At 61.7% G+C, this 16,524-nt stretch carries 16 protein-coding genes; 7 read left to right on the top strand and 9 right to left on the bottom strand.

Going from position 1 to position 16,524, the window contains the following annotated elements:
* Positions 1-65: 65 nt before the first annotated feature.
* Positions 66-1,883, top strand: coding sequence for a DUF885 domain-containing protein (locus BUC24_RS03545; protein ID WP_073212742.1), 1,818 nt, complete (start codon positions 66-68; stop codon positions 1,881-1,883).
* A gap of 46 nt (positions 1,884-1,929) precedes the next feature.
* Here BUC24_RS03545 and BUC24_RS03540 read toward each other — a convergent pair whose 3' ends face one another.
* The 7 genes from BUC24_RS03540 to BUC24_RS03510 all read right to left on the bottom strand — a co-directional run bounded on the left by BUC24_RS03540 (position 1,930) and on the right by BUC24_RS03510 (position 7,354).
* Positions 1,930-2,301, bottom strand: coding sequence for a lysozyme inhibitor LprI family protein (locus tag BUC24_RS03540; RefSeq protein ID WP_073212741.1), 372 nt, complete (start codon positions 2,299-2,301; stop codon positions 1,930-1,932).
* A 33-nt stretch (positions 2,302-2,334) separates the two neighbouring features.
* Positions 2,335-2,928, bottom strand: a complete 594-nt coding sequence (locus BUC24_RS03535) for an RDD family protein (protein WP_073212740.1) — start codon at positions 2,926-2,928, stop codon at positions 2,335-2,337.
* 33 nt (positions 2,929-2,961) lie between these two features.
* Positions 2,962-3,576: an RDD family protein gene (locus tag BUC24_RS03530; RefSeq protein WP_073212739.1), complete on the bottom strand. Its 615-nt coding sequence runs from the start codon at positions 3,574-3,576 to the stop codon at positions 2,962-2,964.
* A gap of 18 nt (positions 3,577-3,594) precedes the next feature.
* Positions 3,595-4,203, bottom strand: a complete 609-nt coding sequence (locus BUC24_RS03525; protein WP_073212738.1) for an RDD family protein — start codon at positions 4,201-4,203, stop codon at positions 3,595-3,597.
* Between the two features lie 70 nt (positions 4,204-4,273).
* Entirely contained in the window at positions 4,274-4,591 is a 318-nt protein-coding gene (locus tag BUC24_RS03520; protein ID WP_073212737.1) for a YciI-like protein, read from the bottom strand.
* 8 nt (positions 4,592-4,599) lie between these two features.
* Positions 4,600-5,070 carry a cyanophycin metabolism-associated DUF1854 family protein gene (locus tag BUC24_RS03515; RefSeq protein ID WP_073212736.1) on the bottom strand — a complete coding sequence of 157 codons (471 nt, stop codon included), beginning with the start codon at positions 5,068-5,070 and terminating at the stop codon, positions 4,600-4,602.
* Position 5,071: 1 nt separating this feature from the next.
* On the bottom strand, positions 5,072-7,354 hold the full coding sequence (locus BUC24_RS03510) for a cyanophycin metabolism-associated ABC transporter (RefSeq protein ID WP_083598690.1): 2,283 nt from the start codon (positions 7,352-7,354) through the stop codon (positions 5,072-5,074).
* A gap of 178 nt (positions 7,355-7,532) precedes the next feature.
* Here BUC24_RS03510 and cphA (BUC24_RS03505) point away from each other — a divergent pair, with 178 nt between their 5' ends.
* The 4 genes from cphA (BUC24_RS03505) (at position 7,533) to BUC24_RS03490 (ending at position 13,288) form a co-directional block, all read left to right on the top strand.
* Positions 7,533-9,710 (top strand): cyanophycin synthetase, encoded by a 2,178-nt coding sequence (gene cphA, locus BUC24_RS03505; protein WP_073212735.1) that lies wholly within the window; start codon positions 7,533-7,535, stop codon positions 9,708-9,710.
* 85 nt (positions 9,711-9,795) lie between these two features.
* On the top strand, positions 9,796-12,369 hold the full coding sequence (cphA, locus tag BUC24_RS03500; RefSeq protein ID WP_073212734.1) for a cyanophycin synthetase: 2,574 nt from the start codon (positions 9,796-9,798) through the stop codon (positions 12,367-12,369).
* 182 nt (positions 12,370-12,551) lie between these two features.
* Positions 12,552-12,827: a DUF29 family protein gene (locus BUC24_RS03495; protein ID WP_073212733.1), complete on the top strand. Its 276-nt coding sequence runs from the start codon at positions 12,552-12,554 to the stop codon at positions 12,825-12,827.
* A complete protein-coding gene (locus tag BUC24_RS03490; protein ID WP_073212732.1) occupies positions 12,824-13,288 on the top strand; it encodes a DUF29 domain-containing protein in 465 nt (154 codons plus the stop codon). The genes BUC24_RS03495 and BUC24_RS03490 overlap by 4 nt, the downstream gene beginning before the upstream one ends.
* 242 nt (positions 13,289-13,530) lie before the next feature.
* On the opposite strand, the gene BUC24_RS03485 is transcribed toward BUC24_RS03490, so the two are convergent.
* Entirely contained in the window at positions 13,531-14,220 is a 690-nt protein-coding gene (locus BUC24_RS03485) for a Crp/Fnr family transcriptional regulator (protein WP_073212731.1), read from the bottom strand.
* A gap of 85 nt (positions 14,221-14,305) precedes the next feature.
* Between BUC24_RS03485 and BUC24_RS03480 the strand changes: the two genes are divergently transcribed.
* The gene (locus BUC24_RS03480; RefSeq protein WP_073212730.1) at positions 14,306-15,061 is read left to right on the top strand and encodes a class II aldolase/adducin family protein; all 756 of its coding nucleotides are present in this window, start codon (positions 14,306-14,308) and stop codon (positions 15,059-15,061) included.
* Here BUC24_RS03480 and BUC24_RS03475 read toward each other — a convergent pair.
* The gene (locus BUC24_RS03475; protein WP_073212729.1) at positions 15,049-15,573 is read right to left on the bottom strand and encodes a DUF1697 domain-containing protein; all 525 of its coding nucleotides are present in this window, start codon (positions 15,571-15,573) and stop codon (positions 15,049-15,051) included. The two genes, BUC24_RS03480 and BUC24_RS03475, sit on opposite strands and share 13 nt — an antisense overlap.
* Positions 15,574-15,677: 104 nt before the next feature.
* Here BUC24_RS03475 and xth point away from each other — a divergent pair, with 104 nt between their 5' ends.
* On the top strand, positions 15,678-16,463 hold the full coding sequence (xth, locus tag BUC24_RS03470) for an exodeoxyribonuclease III (RefSeq protein WP_073212728.1): 786 nt from the start codon (positions 15,678-15,680) through the stop codon (positions 16,461-16,463).
* Positions 16,464-16,524 lie beyond the last annotated feature (61 nt).

The following is a 16,524-nucleotide window of genomic DNA, read 5'->3' as shown; positions in this document are numbered from 1 at the left end:
GTACCAAGTCAAGTCGGATCGCATCGTGTATTCTTATGGCAACCTAACCCACGCCAGGATGCTCCATGCTTCGTTCCGCGCTTCGCATTTCCGCCCTTGCCGCCACCTTGCTGTCAGCCCAGGTCATTGCCGCCCCTGCGCTCACGCCGTCATCTGCCACGGCCGTCACGCCGGCCCCTGCCAAAAAGCAGCTGGCCCAGATTGCGGCGGCCTTCCACCACGCGCGCGCCACCTATGATCCGCTGCTGTTTGCCACGGCCAATGGCGACAGCCGATACAACGACCAGCTTGGCCTGACCATTTCGCCTGCACGGCGCAATGCCCAGTTCGCGCTGTACCGCAAGATGCAAAAGCAGCTGGCCGCACTGCCGCGCCAGCGCATGGCGCCAAACGACGCGTTGACCTACGATTTGCTGGTCTATGAACTGGGCAGCGTGCTCAAGCTGGCCAGCTTCCCCGATCACTTGCTGCCCTTGAATCATTTCGATCATGTGCCTGGCACTCTGGCCAACTATGCCAGCGGCACCGGCTCGCAGCCCTTGGCCACGGTCAAGCAGCAGCGCGATTACATCAGCCGGTTGAATCAATTGCCCGCGTGGATAGACCAGGCCATCGCCAATATGCGCGAAGGTGTGCGCCAAGGTATCGTGCAACCGAAGCCCATCATCGAAGCGATGCTGCCGCAGTTTAAGCAATTGCAAAGCAAGTCGGCCGAAGAAAGCATCTACTACTCGCCGGCAAAGAATCTGCCCGTGTCGTTCTCTGAAGCCGACCGCAAGTCGCTCACCGGCGCTTACCGCGCTGCCGCCACCAAACTGATGCCCGCGCTCGACCGCCTGGCTGTCTACCTTGAAAAAGAATATCTGCCAGCCGGGCGCACCAGCAGCGGCTGGGCCGCTTTGCCGAACGGCGCTGCGTGGTATCAGGCCCAGGTCGATGACCGCACCACTCTGTCGCTGACGCCGGACCAGATTCACGAGACAGGCTTGCGCGAGGTGGCGCGCATCCAGCAGCAATGGGTGGCACTGGGTCCCAAACTCGGGTACGACGGCCCGGCCAAGGCCTTGCCGCAATGGGTCACCGCGCAAGCGAAGTTCAAGTCCTTCAAGACCGAAAAGGAAGTGCTGGACGCATACCTGGCCATTGACGCCAAGGTCAAGACCAAGCTGCCCGACATGTTCACGCTGCTGCCCAAAGCGCAAATCGAACTGCAGCTGGAGCCGGAACTGACACGCGCCACCGCGTCGGACCATTACACGCCGCCCGCGGCAGACGGTTCACACCCTGGCGTGTTCTGGGCAGTGGTAAATGACCCGAAAGACTACAGCCGTACCGGCATGGTGACCCTGTTCCTGCACGAAGGCCAGCCTGGCCACCACCTGCACGCGGCGCTGTTGAAGGAACTGGATTTGCCGGACTTCCGCAAGTTCAATACCGAAAACCCAAACAGCGCCGCCTACACCGAAGGCTGGGCCCTGTATTCGGAAACGCTGGGCACCGAGATGGGCTTGTACAAAGATCCGGAAGCCTATTTCGGCCACCTGAATGCGGAGCTGATGCGCGCCGTGCGGCTGGTGGTGGATACGGGCATTCACGCCAAGGGCTGGACGCGCGAACAAGCCATCAGCTACATGGCCGACGCCTTGGGCTGGAGCGAAGCGCGCGCCAAGAACCAGATCGAACGCTACATGGTGTGGCCAGCGCAAGCACTGGCTTACAAAACCGGCTCGCTGAAAATTCTGGAATTGCGCGAGCGCGCACGCAAGGCGCTGGGCGACAAATTCTCGCTGCCTAAATTCCATGCGGTGGTGATTGGCGACGGCACGCTGCCCTTGTCGATCCTGGAAGCGCGCGTCGATCAGTGGATTGCCAGCGCCAGGTAAGGCACCGGCGTTGCAAGGCGAGCGCGGGCGCGCTCGCCGCAGTCAATTACAGTTTGCTGTTCATGCAGCCAGCACTGGCGCATTCGCGAATGCGGTCTTGTAAAAAGCGCGAACGGTCGATGGTGGTCTTGTTGGCGCAGTCCAGATCAACCCAGAACGCGGTCGGCTCGAGCTTGGAGCAGCTGTTATTGCGCGATTTGATCCAGGCCAGCTGGCCGGTCTTGAGCGCCTTCTTGCCGTCGGCATCGAGCTTGGACGCCAGCGCCTTGTAATTCTCGTTGAGTTCCTTGTCGGCTTCCTGCCATACCTTGTTCAGGCAATACAGGCCGTCAAAATCGTTCTTCGGTTTGTCGCATGCCGAATTGGCAAATGCGGAACCGGATACGCACAGCAGTACTGCAATGAGGAGCTTTTTCATTTGTGGTTCTTCGCTGGTTAAAAATCGATGGGACTACTTGCGCAGGACGACCGTCCCGGCAATGAAATCGTGTATTGCGCGGCGCTTGCGGTTTGCGATGATGCTGATCAGGCCTGCAAGCGCCCATAGTTGTGTCAACGCTGCCAGTCCTTTGAACCAGCCTGGCGCGTTCGCCACCAATTCCTGCCCGCGCTGCAAGTAGCTCAGCGTTGTGTAGACCTCATTGGGCACCTTCATGGCGATCATCGCCGTCAGCAGGCCCGTACTTAGCGCAATCAAGAACAGCACTGCATAGCGCAGCATGGTCGCCTGCAGGGTCACGCGCGATCCGTCCTGCATGGCAATGCGCAAGCCAAGCACCAGCTTGCCCGGCGATCCCCCAAAGCGGTACACCATGTACACGTGAATGAACAGACCAAAGCAGACGCCAGGAATGAAGACGTAAAGCGGATACAGGTGGGTGCTGCCACCTACCAGGTAATCGAGCGCCACCAATGGTACTGCAATCAAAAAATCGATCAGATAAGCGCCAACGCGCTGCCAGAAACCGGAGTAGCGCAAGGCGCCCGCTTCGTCCGGCTGGCTGCCAGCGCCCGATGACGGGGCGGCGTAAGGATTCTGGTTCATCAGCGCGTTCCTGAAATTGATGTGAGTTTGTTTTTATCGGACACGCACAACAATCGTGCCTGCCTGATAGTCGTACAGCGTGCGGCGCCGTTGATTGGCCAGCAGGGTAATCGCACAAGCGAGCATCCACAACATCACGGCGTAGCTGGGATAGTCGCTCCACCAGGGCGCGTACGTCTCCAGCGCTTCGATACGCGCCGTGTGATCGAGCGCGAGATAGCTGTCATCGGGCATGGCAAACGCGGTCAGAATATCGCTCGCGCTGATCGCCAGTTCGAGCATCAGATAGACCGAGAAGCGCAGCACGCTCGCCTTCCAGGTAACCGCGCTCCCATCCAACATGACGATCCGCATGCCCAGCAACAGTTTGCCCGGCGAACCACCGTAGGTGCGTACCATCACGATGGACAGAAAGATCGTTGCCAGGTAATACGGCAGCAACATGTACAGGTCGGACCAGCGCGTATGCGACGCGAGGTAGAGGTCCAGCGCCACCAGCGGCAGCACGATGGCAAAGTCGATCAGGCTGGCGGCAAGGCGTTGGCCAGCGCTGGCAATAACCTGCCCGCCGTTGTCGCGAATATCCTGTTCGGCGCGGGTAAAGCCCCCGACCGCAGACTGCGGTGGGGCATATGGATCAGTTGGCATGGCCGGTACGGATGAGCGTCAGCGCGTACTGACCACGACGGTGCCGGCCTGGAAATCGTAGAGCGTGCGGTGCTGTTTATTCGTGAGCATCGAAATGAAGCAAGCAACGAGCCACAAAAACGTCAGGCCTGTCACCAGCATCACCCACCACGGTGTCTGCGCCTGCAGCGCCATGCTGCGGCTCAGGTAGTCCAGCGACATATAGTCATTGGCCACATTGAGTCTAGCGATCACTTGTCCGGTACACATGACTGCGCCAAGGGCGCCGTAGACGGAATAGCGCAACAAGCTGGCCTTCCACGTCGCCGCGGTGCGGTCCAGCATCACGACGCGCAAGCCCAAGATCAGCTTGCCAGGCGTTCCGCCGAACACGCGCACCATGCCAACAAAAATCAGCAGGACGATCACTTGATACAAGACCATGCACACGACATCGAGCGTATTGCTGATGTTGTTCAATAAGGCTTGCAAGCCCAACAGCGGGAGCCAGACGACAAATTCGAGAAAAGCGGCGCCAATGCGCTGGCCAACTGTGGCGACGGGGAACAGGCCGGTTTCCTTGGCAGCCTTTTGGGCAGGCGTGGGACCGTTGATGGAAGACTGGGGTGGTGCGTAGATGTCTGACATGCAGAGCTCCTTGGTCGCAAAATAATTTCTGTAGATTAATTATAATTTGAGCAAGGTGTTCAGGGGAAGCTTATTTTTGCGGCGTGACTCCGGGACGCAACGGGGTACTTGCTTGCGCGCCCACCACGGTATTCCACTGGCGCACGCGATAAGCCGTGACCAATCCATGCACGACGTACGGATCGGCCTTGGCAAAACGCGCCGGGATCTCGGGCGAGTCGCATTCAAACAACAGCACCGCCATGTCGGACGGTTCGGCCAGCGCGCCGGCAATGACGATCTCGCCGCGTTCCTGCGCCTGCCAGGCCAAGGCCAGGTGTTCGTCGCGGAACTCCCCGCGCCGCGCCAGGTAGTCCGGCGCCAGGTCGTACATGAGCAGATAATGCATGCAAACTCCTACAGGAAGCGGTCCAGGATGCGGCGCGTATTTTTGTCGATGGTGTACATGTCGCGCACCAGAAAATTGATGCCATGATTGTCGGCCACCAGCAGCGAGGTGGCGCCAATGCGGCGAATGTCTTCCTCGCCCTTGAGCGTGAATTCGGTGTCGCCGCGGTCGGTCTGCACGTACCAGGTACACGGCGTGGCGAAACTGGAAACGTCTTTTACCGACAAAATCTCGGGCATGAATTCGCGTCCCTCCAGCTCGTCCTGAACCAGCTCGCGGATATCAAGGGGCAGGCCGGCGATGTCGTCAATCCAGCCCACTTCCTTGCCGTCGCCCAGCACCAGCGAGATGCCCTGATCCGGCGCCTGAATGGGAAATGCGCGCACCGGCGACACCCCGACATGGACCTCGCCATCTTCTGCCGTCAGCACCAGACGCCCGAAGCTGTCGCGGCTCAGTTGAAAATTCGTGATACCCATCTTATTCACCATCCTTGTCGTCCATGTCCGTATCCACATTGCGCGCCTGCGCTTCGTAGAGGCGGAAATAGGCGCCTTCGCGCGCCATCAGTTCATCGTGGCTGCCCTCTTCCATTACCACGCCGCGGTCCAGCACCACCAGGCGGTCGGCCCGGTGCAGTGTCGACAGGCGGTGCGCGATGGCGATGGTGGTGCGGCCCTGGACCAGATTGTCGAGCGCCTTCTGGATTTCTTTTTCAGTCTCGGAGTCGACCGAGGAGGTAGCTTCGTCCATGATCAGGATGCGTGGGTCGATCAGCAGCGCGCGGGCAATCGAAATGCGCTGGCGTTCGCCGCCCGACAGGCCCTGGCCGCGTTCGCCCACCATCGAGTCGTACCCTTGGGGCAGGCGCAAGATGAATTCGTGGGCGTGCGCGGCGCGCGCCGACGCGATGATCTCTTCGCGCGATGCATTCGGTTTGCCATAGGCGATGTTCTCGGCGATGGTGCCAAAGAACAGGAAAGGCTCCTGCAGCACCAGGCCGATATTGCGCCGGTAGTCCGATACGGCAAACGAGCGGATGTCCACGCCATCGAGCAGAATCGCGCCCTCCGACACATCGTAAAAGCGACAAATCAGATTGACCAGCGTGCTCTTGCCGGAACCGCTGTGGCCCACCAGGCCGACGAATTCGCCCGCCTTGATATTGAGGTTGATGCCGCGGTTGACGGCCCGGTTCCCGTAGCGGAAGCCCACTTCACGCAGGTCGATGCGGCCTTCAATCTTGTCCAGCTTGACCGGATTGACCGGCTCCGGCACGCTGGAAACGTGGTCCAGAATGTCGAAAATGCGCTTGGCCGCCGACGCTGATTTCTGCGTGACCGACACGATCCGGCTCATGGAATCGAGCCTGCCGTAGAAGCGGCTGCTGTAAGTGATGAACAAGGTCAGCACGCCGACCGTGATCTCGCCCTTGGACACTTGCCAGATCCCGAAGACCCACACCACCAGCAAACCAAGTTCGGTCAGGAACGACACCGTTGGCGAGAACAGCGACCAGACGCGATTGAGTTTGTCGTTGACGGCCAGATTGTGGCGGTTCGCTTCGCGGAAGCGCGTCGCTTCGCGCTTTTCCTGGGCAAAGGCTTTCACCACGCGGATGCCGGGAATGGTATCGGCCAGCACGTTGGTCACCTCGCCCCACACGCGGTCGATCTTTTCAAAGCCGGTACGCAGGCGGTCGCGCACGATGTGGATCATCCAGGCGATGAATGGCAGCGGTACCAGCGTGATCACGGCCAGCATGGGATTGATCGAGCACAGGATCACGCCCGTCATGATGATCATCAAAACGTCGGAGGCAAAGTCCAGCAGGTGCAGCGACAGAAACACGCAGATCCGGTCGGAGCCGCTGCCAATACGCGACATCAGGTCGCCCGTGCGTTTGCCGCCAAAAAATTCCAGCGACAGTTTCATCAAGTGTTCATACGTGGCCGAGCGCAGATCGGCGCCCATGCGTTCGGACACCAGCGCCAGCACATAGGTCTTGCCCCAGCCCAGCGCCCAGGCCAGCACGGCCGAACCGAACAAGCCGCTCATGTACAGCCACACCAGCTTTTGATCCACCGGCGCGCCGTTCTGGAACGGAATGAGCACGTTGTCCATCAGCGGCATGGTCAGGTAAGGCGGAATCATGTGCGCGGCAGTGGACGCCAGCATCAGGAAGAAGCCCAGCCCCAGCTGGCCGCTGTACGGCTTGGCAAAACGCCACAGGCGGAACAGGGTCCATGTGGAAGGCGGTGTGTACAGCACCTTGGTACAGATCGGGCACTCGTCCTGATCCGGCTCCAGCGGCGCCTTGCAGCTTGGGCAGACATTTTGTTCGGCCACGTGCACCGGCAGGCCGGACAAATGGCTTTCCAGCTGATCGCGGAAGGCGTCCAGCACGCGAATGGCGTGCAGATTCTGGCCCAGCGTGAAGCGCCAGGCCGCCAGGCGGCCCTGTTCGTCCACCAGTTCCAGGTGGCCGACCCCGGCGTGATCATGGTGGCGCAGCGCCAGACCAGGCCGGTAGCTGTACTGCTTCCACTCTTTATCGTCCGGTGCGCGGGCGATCAGGCGGCGATTGGTGACCACCACCATGCCCTTGCGGAAACGTAAACGCGCATCGAGGTCAACCTCCACGCCACTTAAAACGTTTTCCCCTGACGCAAGTTCTTTCTCAACCTCGACTTGCCACTGGCCAGGGAGGGTAATTGGTACAGTGGCAGTGCCAGTTTGAGAAATTAGTTGATTAGATGTCATCGTGTGGGAAAAGTGAGCCGCTGCCTGGAAGGATCTTTCAGGAATCGAGACTGGCAGAAATCGGTTTGGCGCGGTAAGCTTCGGAAGGGCAAGTATACAACATGATGGGCTCCAAATTGGCCTCACCAGGAACGCCCAGCGTCAACAACGCCAGGCCCTGTTATCAAGAAATCATTAAATGACTAAGAAGAAAGCAATCGAGTTCCTCCGCGTGAACCATCTGCGCGGTCCAAACATCTGGACCTACCGCCCCGTCATTGAAGCGTGGCTGGACATCGGCGCGCTGGAAGACTTCCCCTCGAACAAACTGCCCGGCCTGTACGAACGGCTGGTGGCCTGGCTGCCCGGCCTGATCGAACACCGCTGCGGCGTGGGCGAGCGCGGCGGCTTTCTGGAGCGCCTGAAAGAAGGCACCTGGTCCGGTCACATTCTGGAACACGTGGCACTCGAACTGCAAAACCTGGCTGGCATGCGCACGGGCTTCGGCAAAACCCGCTCCACCGGCGAAATCGGCGTCTACAAGATGGCCTTCCGCACGCGCCAGGAGCAAGTCGGCCTGGCCGCACTGCACACTGGTCGCGATCTGCTGATGGCCGCCATTGACGATACCCCCTTCGACCTGACGGCCGCTGTCGCCGCGCTCAAGGACATCGTTGACGACCACTGCCTCGGCCCATCGACTGCCCACATCGTGGAAGCGGCGACCGAACGGCGCATTCCCCATCTTCGTCTGACCGATGGCAACCTGGTCCAACTGGGCCACGGTGCCGCGCAGCGCCGCATCTGGACCGCCGAAACCGACCGCACCAGCGCGATTGCCGAAAGCATCGCCAGCGACAAAGACCTGACCAAGACCCTGCTCGAATCGTGCGGCGTGCCGGTGCCGGAAGGCGCGCTGGTACGCAGCGCCGCCGAAGCCTGGGAAGAAGCGCAAGACATCGGCCTGCCCGTGGTCGTCAAGCCCTACGACGGCAATCACGGCCGCGGCGTGTCGCTGAACCTGATGACCCAGGAAGACGTGGAAGCGGCTTACCACCTGGCCAGCCGCAAGGGCGACAGCGAAAGCGTGATCGTCGAACGCTACATCACCGGTGACGAACACCGCCTGCTGGTGGTTGGCACCCAGGTGGTCGCAGCCGCCAAGGGCGAAGCCTTGTGGGTCACCGGCGACGGCAGCGCCAACATCACCGCCCTGGTCGACAGCCAGATCAACACCGATCCGCGCCGCGGCACCGATGAGAATTCGCCGCTGAATGCCCTGTCGCCGGAAAACGGCGCCGAGATCATCCTGGAACTGAAACGCCAGGGCATGACCGCGGCCTCGGTGCCGCTGGCGGGCCAGAAAGTGCTGATTCAGCCGAACGGCAACGTCGCCTTCGACGTCACCGACAAGGTCCATCCATCGATTGCGCATGCCGCTGCACTGGCTGCGCGCATTGTCGGCCTGGACATTGCCGGTGTCGACCTGGTGTGCGAAGACATCAGCCGTCCGCTCGATGAACAGCGCGGCGCCATCATCGAAGTCAACGCCAGCCCGGGCTTGCTGTCGCACCTCAAGCCTGCTGACGGCGAGCCGCGTCCGATTGGCGCCGCCATCGTCGGCCACCTGTTTGGCCAGGCTGAAAATGGCCGCATCCCCATCGTGGGCATCACTGGTTCGCAAGGCACCAGCTTGATCGCGCGCCTGGTTGGCTGCCTGGTGCACCTGACCGGCAAGCACACCGGCGTGGTCAGCACCGAGGGGCTGTACCTGGACCAGCGTCTGGTCACGCCAGGCAATGCCGCCACCTGGGACGCGGGCCAGCGCCTGCTGATCAACCGCACCGTGCAAGCGGCCGTATTCGAGAGCAATGCGCGCATGATCCTCACCGACGGCCTGGCTTACGACAAGTGCAACGTGGGCGTGGTCACCGACATGGACGGTCATGAAGTGCTGGGCGAGTTCTACATCAACGATGTGGACGGCATGGCCAACGTGATCCGCACCCAGGTCGACGTGATTCTGCCGGACGGCGTGGCCGTGCTGAACGCCGCCATTCCAGCGGTGGCCGAGCTGGCTGACCTGTGCGACGACGAAGTTATTTTCTACGGCGCCGATCCCGAACTGGCTGTCATCCAGGCGCACCGCGCCGCCGGCAAACGCGCGGTGATTCTGCGCGACGGCAAAGTGGTGCTGGCCGAAGGCAGCAGCGAGACCGTGATCCTCAGCCTGACCGCGTTGAAACCCGGTGCGGCCGAGCATCCACAAAGCGTGCTGGCGGCCGTTGCCGCCACGGTGGCGCTGGGTGTGCCGGCGGACTTGATCGGCGCCGGTCTGCGCACCTTCGATCCGCTGCCGAAAAAAACGAATCACTGATTAACAGCGCCCGGCCGCAGGTGCCGGGCAGCGGGTCAGCTCGCAGCAGTGCGATGCGCCCAACCCTCATAGGATGAACCGGTTTATGGAAGTATCTCGCGTACGGGCCTTGCGTGGTCCCAACCTCTGGAGCCACCACACCTCGATCGAGGCGATCGTGTCGCTGACGCCGCAAGAAGAATGCGTCGGCAACATGCCTGGCTTCGAAGCGCGTCTGCGCACCCGCTTCCCCGACATGAGCCCGTTCCAGCCAACCGGCCACGATGACACCATCCCAATGGCGCACGTGCTCGAGCTGGCGGCTCTGGGTTTGCAGGCGCAAGCCGGCTGCCCTGTCACCTTCAGCCGCAGCACCGCCACGGTCGACACCGGCATCCACCAGGTGGTGGTCGAGTATTCGGAAGAAGAAGTCGGGCGCCGCGCGATGGAGATCGCGGTCGCGCTGATCAAATCAGCCGAAGACGACACCCCGTTCGACCTGGCCGCGGCGTTGCATGAACTGCGCGAACTCGATGAAGACGTGCGCCTCGGCCCATCCACAGGCGCCATCGTGCAGGCTGCCGTGGCACGCAACATCCCGTTCCGCCGCCTGACTCAGGGCAGCCTGGTCGCCTTTGGCTGGGGCTCGCGCCAGCGCAAGATCCAGGCCGCCGAAATCGACAGCACCGGCGCCATTGCCGAAGCCATCGCCCAGGACAAGGAACTGACCAAAAAACTGCTGCACGCAGCCGGCGTGCCGGTGCCGATGGGCCGCGTAGTCAGCGACCCGGATGACGCCTGGGCCACTGCGCTTGAAATCGGCCTGCCAGTCGTGATCAAACCAAAGGATGGCAACCAGGGCAAGGGCGTGACCGTCAACGTCACCACCCGCGAGCAGCTCGATGCCGGCTACGCCGCCGCCTCGGAATTCCGCGACGATATTCTGGTGGAGCGCTACCTGCCCGGTAACGACTTCCGCCTGCTCGTGATTGGCAACAAGCTGATCGCGGCAGCGCGGCGCGACCCGCCTATCGTGGTGGGCGATGGCGTGCAAACCGTGCGCCAGCTGGTCGACCAGGTCAACCTGGACCCACGCCGTGGCAATGGCCACGCCACCTCGCTGACCAAGATCCGCTTTGACGATATCGCCCTCGCCTCGCTGGCCAAGCAAGGCTTCGTGGCTGAATCGGTGCCGCCAAAAGGCGCGCGCGTCATCCTGCGCAATAACGCCAACCTGTCCACCGGTGGCGCTGCCACCGACGTGACCGACGACGTGCACCCGGAAGTGGCCGCGCGCGCCATTGCCGCCGCCCACATGGTCGGCCTGGATATCTGCGGCGTCGACCTGGTGTGCGACAGCGTGCTCAAACCAATTGAAGAACAAAACGGCGGCATCGTCGAAGTCAATGCCGCACCGGGCTTGCGCATGCACCTGTCGCCATCGTTCGGCAAGGGCCGCGCGGTGGGCGAAGCGATTGTCTCGTCGATGTTTGCCGACGGCGACGATGGCCGCATTCCCGTGGTGGCCGTGACCGGCACCAACGGCAAGACCACCACCGTGCGCCTGATTGCCCACCTGCTGACCGCTGGCGGCATGCGTACCGGGATGACCAATACCGACGGCGTCTACATCGAAGGCCGCCGCATCGACAGCGGCGACTGCAGCGGTCCGCGCAGTGCGCGCAACGTGCTGCTGCACCCCGACGTCGATGCCGCCGTGTTTGAAACCGCGCGTGGCGGCATGCTGCGCGAAGGCCTGGCCTTCGACCGCTGCCAGGTCGCCGTGGTGACCAACATCGGTTCGGGCGACCATCTGGGCCTGAACTACATCACCACGCTGGAAGACCTGGCGGTACTCAAGCGCGTGATCGTGCAAAACGTCGCCGATGGCGGTGTTGCCGTGCTCAATGCAGCTGACCCGATCGTTGCGGCCATGGCGCACAACTGCCGTGGCAGCGTGACCTACTTCGCGGCTGACCCGGAGCACCCGATCATGTCGACCCACCGCGCACAAGGTCAGCGCGTGGTCTACGTGGCTGACGGCATGCTGATTGCGGCCCAGGGCAAGGTGGAACACAAGGTCGCCCTGAGCGAAGTGCCCATTACCCGCGACGGCACCATCGGCTTCCAGGTCGAAAACGTCATGGCATCGGTGGCTGCTGCCTGGGGCGTCGGCATGCCGTGGGAGCGCATCTGCGCGGGCCTGAAATCGTTCGCCAACGAAAGCGACAACGCGCCTGGCCGCTTCAATGTATTCAACTACAAGGGCGCGACCGTGATTGCCGACTACGGTCACAATCCGGACGCGATTCTGGCTTTGGTCAGCGCAGTGGAAAGCATGCCGGCCAAGCGCCGCTCGGTAGTGATCAGTGGCGCCGGCGACCGCCGTGACGTGGACATCCGCCAGCAGACCGAAATTCTGGGCGCCTCGTTCGACGACGTGCTGCTGTACCAGGACCAGTGCCAGCGCGGCCGCGCCGACGGCGAGGTGGTGCGTCTGCTGCGCGAAGGCTTGAGCGGCGCCAAGCGCACCACGCACGTGGACGAAATTAATGGCGAATTCATCGCCATCGATACCGCTCTGGCGCGCCTGTCCCCGGGCGACCTGTGCCTGATCTTGATCGACCAGGTTGAAGAAGCGCTGGCCCACATCGCCAAGCGCATCGCCGAAGCAGCTTAAACGCCACATCGCCCTCGCGAAGGCGGGGGCCCATACCATGTTACCGAATTCGGTAAGGTGGTATGGGCCCCCGCCTTCGCGAGGGCGATGTGTTCTGGCTAACAAGTGGCGCGCCTGCGCACGATTGACGCCCCGCTAGCCGGTGCCGGCAATTGGTGCTACCTTCGTCGTTCGGAGGCAGCATGAACAGCATCTCCCCTTCCCCGCCATTTACTGCCGAGCCGCTCGACTACGAACGCGACTTTGCACAATGGCTCGCCTGGCAAACTGAATTTTTGCGCGCCAAAGATTTCGAACAGCTCGATCTTGCTCATCTGATCGAGGAGTTTGCGGCGCTGCAGCCGCTGTTCGCCGCGCCGCGGCAGAAACAGGCCTGGCACCTTACACGTTCCCGAAACATTGTCCGTATCCAGTCGACGCCTTGCTCGATATCGACTTCATCCCCTGAGGCAATATGAACCAGATCGCCGTCCCCATGCCACAAGCTGCAATCACCAGCGAATACGACCATGATTTTTCGCAGTGGTTAGAGCGACAGGCCGAACTCCTGCGTGCGAAAGATTTCGAACGACTTGATCTAAGCAATCTCGTCGAGGAAATCGAAGACATGGGCAAGAGCATCAAGCACGAGTTGGCGTCACGACTCGAAGTCCTGATCGTGCATCTGCTCAAATGCGAATTCCAGCCAGACCACAAATCATCCAGCTGGACCGGATCCATCGGCGAACAGCGCTCACAAATCGTGCGAAAACTGAAGCAAAGTCCCAGCCTGAAGCGGATGGTCATGGAGTACGCGAATGACTGCTATTCCTCAGCCGTGATCCGCGCGGCGAATGACACTGGTCTGCCAGAGCACGCATTCCCGCCGCGTTTGCATTACTCCCAAGATCAGCTGCTGGATTTGCGTTACATTCCTTAATCCAGGCGCACTCCCATCGTCCTCGCGAAGACGCTGGCGCATGTTGGTTTATGCGAGCGTTAGTTTGCCTAGGGCACAATCGCTCCCTGGCCGGACAACAAGCGCAACGCCTTCGACAGGGTGATGCCCACATTCGAAAGAACGGCATGCCACCACATCGCCCTCGCGAAGGCGGGGGCCCATGCCACCTTACCGAATTCGGAGGCATGATATAGGCCCCCGCCTTCGCGAGGGCGATGTGCTTAGGCTAACGTCAGTTTGCCCAGCCCCGCCTCCGACACCACCTCGATATACCCATATCCCAGCACAATCGCACCCTGATCGGACAACAAGCGCAACTCCTTCGACAAGGTCTGGCGCGAAATCCCCAGCATCATCGCCAACCCTTCCTGCGACACCGGCACGCGTGGCCGCTTCAAGGGTGACAGGGTAATGTCGCCGCGCGCGAGCAGCAACAGGCGGCGTGCGATGCGCGCCCTGGTCGAGCGCAGCGTCGCATCTTCCACAATCCCGTACAGCAAACGAATACGGCCCGCCATCAGCTGCGCCACGGCACGCGCAAACACGGCGCGTTCCATCAGCAGGTCAAAGGCGGCGCGCTGCAGCACCAGCACTTCGACCTGGCCGACGGCAGTGGCATCGTGCGTGCGCGGCTGATCGTCAATCAGTGAAATTTCGCCGAACCAGATGCCTTGCTCCAGCACTGCCAGAATCGCCTCGCGTCCATCTTCACGCAAGGACGACATCTTGAGCGTGCCGCTCACCAGCCCATACAACCCGGACGGCGCATCGCCCTGGCGAAACAGCATTTCGCCCGGCCGCAGACGTACCAGCTCGGCGCCGGCAATCATCTGCTCGCGCACGTCCAGCGGCAAGGCGCCAAACCAGCCATTGCGCGACAGGCCATCAAGCAGCGCATCCGTGTCAACCATGTTATTCCACCAATTGTAAAGAACTTGACAGTTCAAAGTGTAGACCCGCGTTACTGTCTACCGCAACCACTACAAGGAGACAGCAATGGACTTTCCCTCGCTCAAAGGCGTCGTCAGCGCCGAAGAATGGCAAACCCGCGTCGATCTGGCCGCCTGCTACCGGCTCGTTGCCCTGCACGGCTGGAGCGACCTGGTGTTCACCCACATCAGCGCCCGCATCCCCGGCCCGGAGCATCATTTCCTGATCAACCCATACGGACTGATGTTCGATGAAATCACCGCCTCCTCGCTGGTCAAGGTGGACCAGCAGTGCAACAAGTTGATCGACTCGCCGTTTCCGGTCAACCCAGCCGGCTTCGTCATTCACAGCGCCGTGCACGAAGCGCGCGACGACGTTCAATGCGTGCTGCACACCCACACCCGGGCCGGCGTCGCCGTCAGTGCGCAACGGTGCGGGATTCTGCCCATTTCGCAGCAATCGACCTTCATCCTCGCTTCGCTCGCCTACCACGACTACGAGGGCGTCGCCTTCCGCGACGACGAGAAGCCGCGCCTGCAGGCCGACCTGGGCCGCGCCACCTTCCTGGTGCTGCGCAACCACGGTTTGCTGGTGGCGCAAAAAAGCATCCCGGACACCTTCCTAGCGATGTATACGTTTGAATCAGCGTGCCAGATTCAGCTGGCGGCCCAGGCCGGCGGCGAGCTGGTGCAGGTGGACCCGCGCATCGTCAAAGGGGTGGGCGAAGCAATGCGGGTGCAAACGGGCGGCCTGGGCGGTGCGTTTGCCTGGCCTGCCCTGATTCGCAAGCTCGACAAAATCGATCCGGGCTACGCCACCTGAGCGCGCGCCGCCGCCATGGCGGCCAGCTTGGTGATGGTGTTGATATTGCGCGCCGTGCCCTCTTGCGCGGCGCGGATGTTGAGCTTGGAGTCGGCCATGCCGTCACCGTAATGGACGTAGATCTCGCGCGTGCCCAGCGCCATTTCTTCGTTTTTCACACCGGTGGCCGTGCCCAGAGCGTCGGCGGCAGGCGCTTCATCGAGAAAAATGGCGACCGTGCGGTTGGGCGCGGCCTCGGGATAAGGATTGTCGCTCACCACGCGCGCCAGCTCGGCTGCCGTGCGCACCAGCACCCGCACCGGCTTGCCTGCATAAGCAAGCAGCGCCTGCTCCAGCGCGGCCTTGACCTTGGCTGCCGATAGCTTGCTGTCAAACACCACATTGCCGCTGGCAATATAGGTTTTGACCGCGGCAAATCCCGCCTGTTCGCACATGGCCGTCAATTCTGCCATCGGTAACTTGCCGGTGCCACCGACGTTGACCGCGCGCAGGAGTGCAATATAGGTCGTCATGATCTCGCTGCAAAAAGAGGAAAGCCAATTGTACCGTTCAGTTGTGCGGCGCGTTCGTGCAATCTGGCTAAAAATACACGGGAACAGCATTTCCCGGAGAACCCATGCGTATCGCCACATTCAATGTCAATGGCATCAGCAGCCGCCTGCCAGCCCTGCTCGAATGGCTGGAAGAAAAACAACCCGATGTCGCCTGCTTGCAGGAGCTGAAAGCACCCCAGGAAAAATTTCCGGAAGATGCCATCAAAGCCGCTGGCTACCAGGCTATCTGGCACGGCCAGAAAAGCTGGAACGGGGTCGCGATTCTGACGCGCGGCGCCGCGCCCATCGAAGTGGGCCGTGGCTTGCCGGGCGATGAAGACGATCTGCAGAGCCGCTATCTGGAAGCGGCGATTGACGGTTTGCTGATCTGCTGCCTGTATCTGCCCAATGGCAACCCTGCGCCCGGTCCCAAGTTCGACTACAAACTGGCCTGGTTCGAACGCCTGATCGTGCATGCGGCCAAACTGATCGACAGCGGCGCTCCAGTGGTCCTGTGCGGCGACTTCAACGTCATGCCCACCGAGCTCGACGTCTACAAGCCGGAGCGCTGGGTCGACGATGCCCTGTTCCGTCCTGAAACCCGCGCTGCCTTTCAGCGCCTGATGGCACAGGGCTGGTGCGACGCCCTTCGCACCATGCACCCGGGCGAGAAGATCTACACGTTCTGGGATTATTTCCGCAATGCCTATGGGCGCGATGCCGGCCTGCGCATCGACCATCTGCTGCTCAGCCCTGCGCTGGCGCCCACGCTCAAGGCGGCGGGTGTCGACCGCGATGTGCGCGGCCGCGAAAAGCCGAGCGACCATGCCCCAACCTGGATCGAACTCGATCTGGGCCGAACCGGCTGACGGTGTTGCAGTAGCGTCGCCGGGACGCGGTTTTCGTTGACGCGGGCGCGGGTGCACCGGA

The organism is Massilia sp. CF038 (genome assembly GCF_900129765.1).
In the GTDB taxonomy this organism is placed as follows: domain Bacteria; phylum Pseudomonadota; class Gammaproteobacteria; order Burkholderiales; family Burkholderiaceae_D; genus Telluria_A.
Note: the sequence above shows the minus strand (reverse complement) of the source record. Positions and strands in the feature narration are given on the sequence as shown.

Bases quoted from the DNA above. Each gene is read 5' to 3' on its own strand.
- BUC24_RS03490 (WP_073212732.1), top strand. From the start codon at position 12,824: ATGAACCAGATCGCCGTCCCCATGCCACAAGCTGCAATCACCAGCGAA.
- BUC24_RS03520 (WP_073212737.1), bottom strand. From the start codon at position 4,591: ATGCATTATCTGCTCATGTACGACCTGGCGCCGGACTACCTGGCGCGG.
- cphA (WP_073212735.1), top strand. From the start codon at position 7,533: ATGACTAAGAAGAAAGCAATCGAGTTCCTCCGCGTGAACCATCTGCGC.
- BUC24_RS03525 (WP_073212738.1), bottom strand. From the start codon at position 4,203: ATGTCAGACATCTACGCACCACCCCAGTCTTCCATCAACGGTCCCACG.
- BUC24_RS03485 (WP_073212731.1), bottom strand. From the start codon at position 14,220: ATGGTTGACACGGATGCGCTGCTTGATGGCCTGTCGCGCAATGGCTGG.
- BUC24_RS03540 (WP_073212741.1), bottom strand. From the start codon at position 2,301: ATGAAAAAGCTCCTCATTGCAGTACTGCTGTGCGTATCCGGTTCCGCA.
- BUC24_RS03535 (WP_073212740.1), bottom strand. From the start codon at position 2,928: ATGAACCAGAATCCTTACGCCGCCCCGTCATCGGGCGCTGGCAGCCAG.
- BUC24_RS03530 (WP_073212739.1), bottom strand. From the start codon at position 3,576: ATGCCAACTGATCCATATGCCCCACCGCAGTCTGCGGTCGGGGGCTTT.
- BUC24_RS03475 (WP_073212729.1), bottom strand. From the start codon at position 15,573: ATGACGACCTATATTGCACTCCTGCGCGCGGTCAACGTCGGTGGCACC.
- BUC24_RS03510 (WP_083598690.1), bottom strand. From the start codon at position 7,354: ATGACATCTAATCAACTAATTTCTCAAACTGGCACTGCCACTGTACCA.
- cphA (WP_073212734.1), top strand. From the start codon at position 9,796: ATGGAAGTATCTCGCGTACGGGCCTTGCGTGGTCCCAACCTCTGGAGC.
- BUC24_RS03480 (WP_073212730.1), top strand. From the start codon at position 14,306: ATGGACTTTCCCTCGCTCAAAGGCGTCGTCAGCGCCGAAGAATGGCAA.
- BUC24_RS03545 (WP_073212742.1), top strand. From the start codon at position 66: ATGCTTCGTTCCGCGCTTCGCATTTCCGCCCTTGCCGCCACCTTGCTG.
- xth (WP_073212728.1), top strand. From the start codon at position 15,678: ATGCGTATCGCCACATTCAATGTCAATGGCATCAGCAGCCGCCTGCCA.
- BUC24_RS03495 (WP_073212733.1), top strand. From the start codon at position 12,552: ATGAACAGCATCTCCCCTTCCCCGCCATTTACTGCCGAGCCGCTCGAC.
- BUC24_RS03515 (WP_073212736.1), bottom strand. From the start codon at position 5,070: ATGGGTATCACGAATTTTCAACTGAGCCGCGACAGCTTCGGGCGTCTG.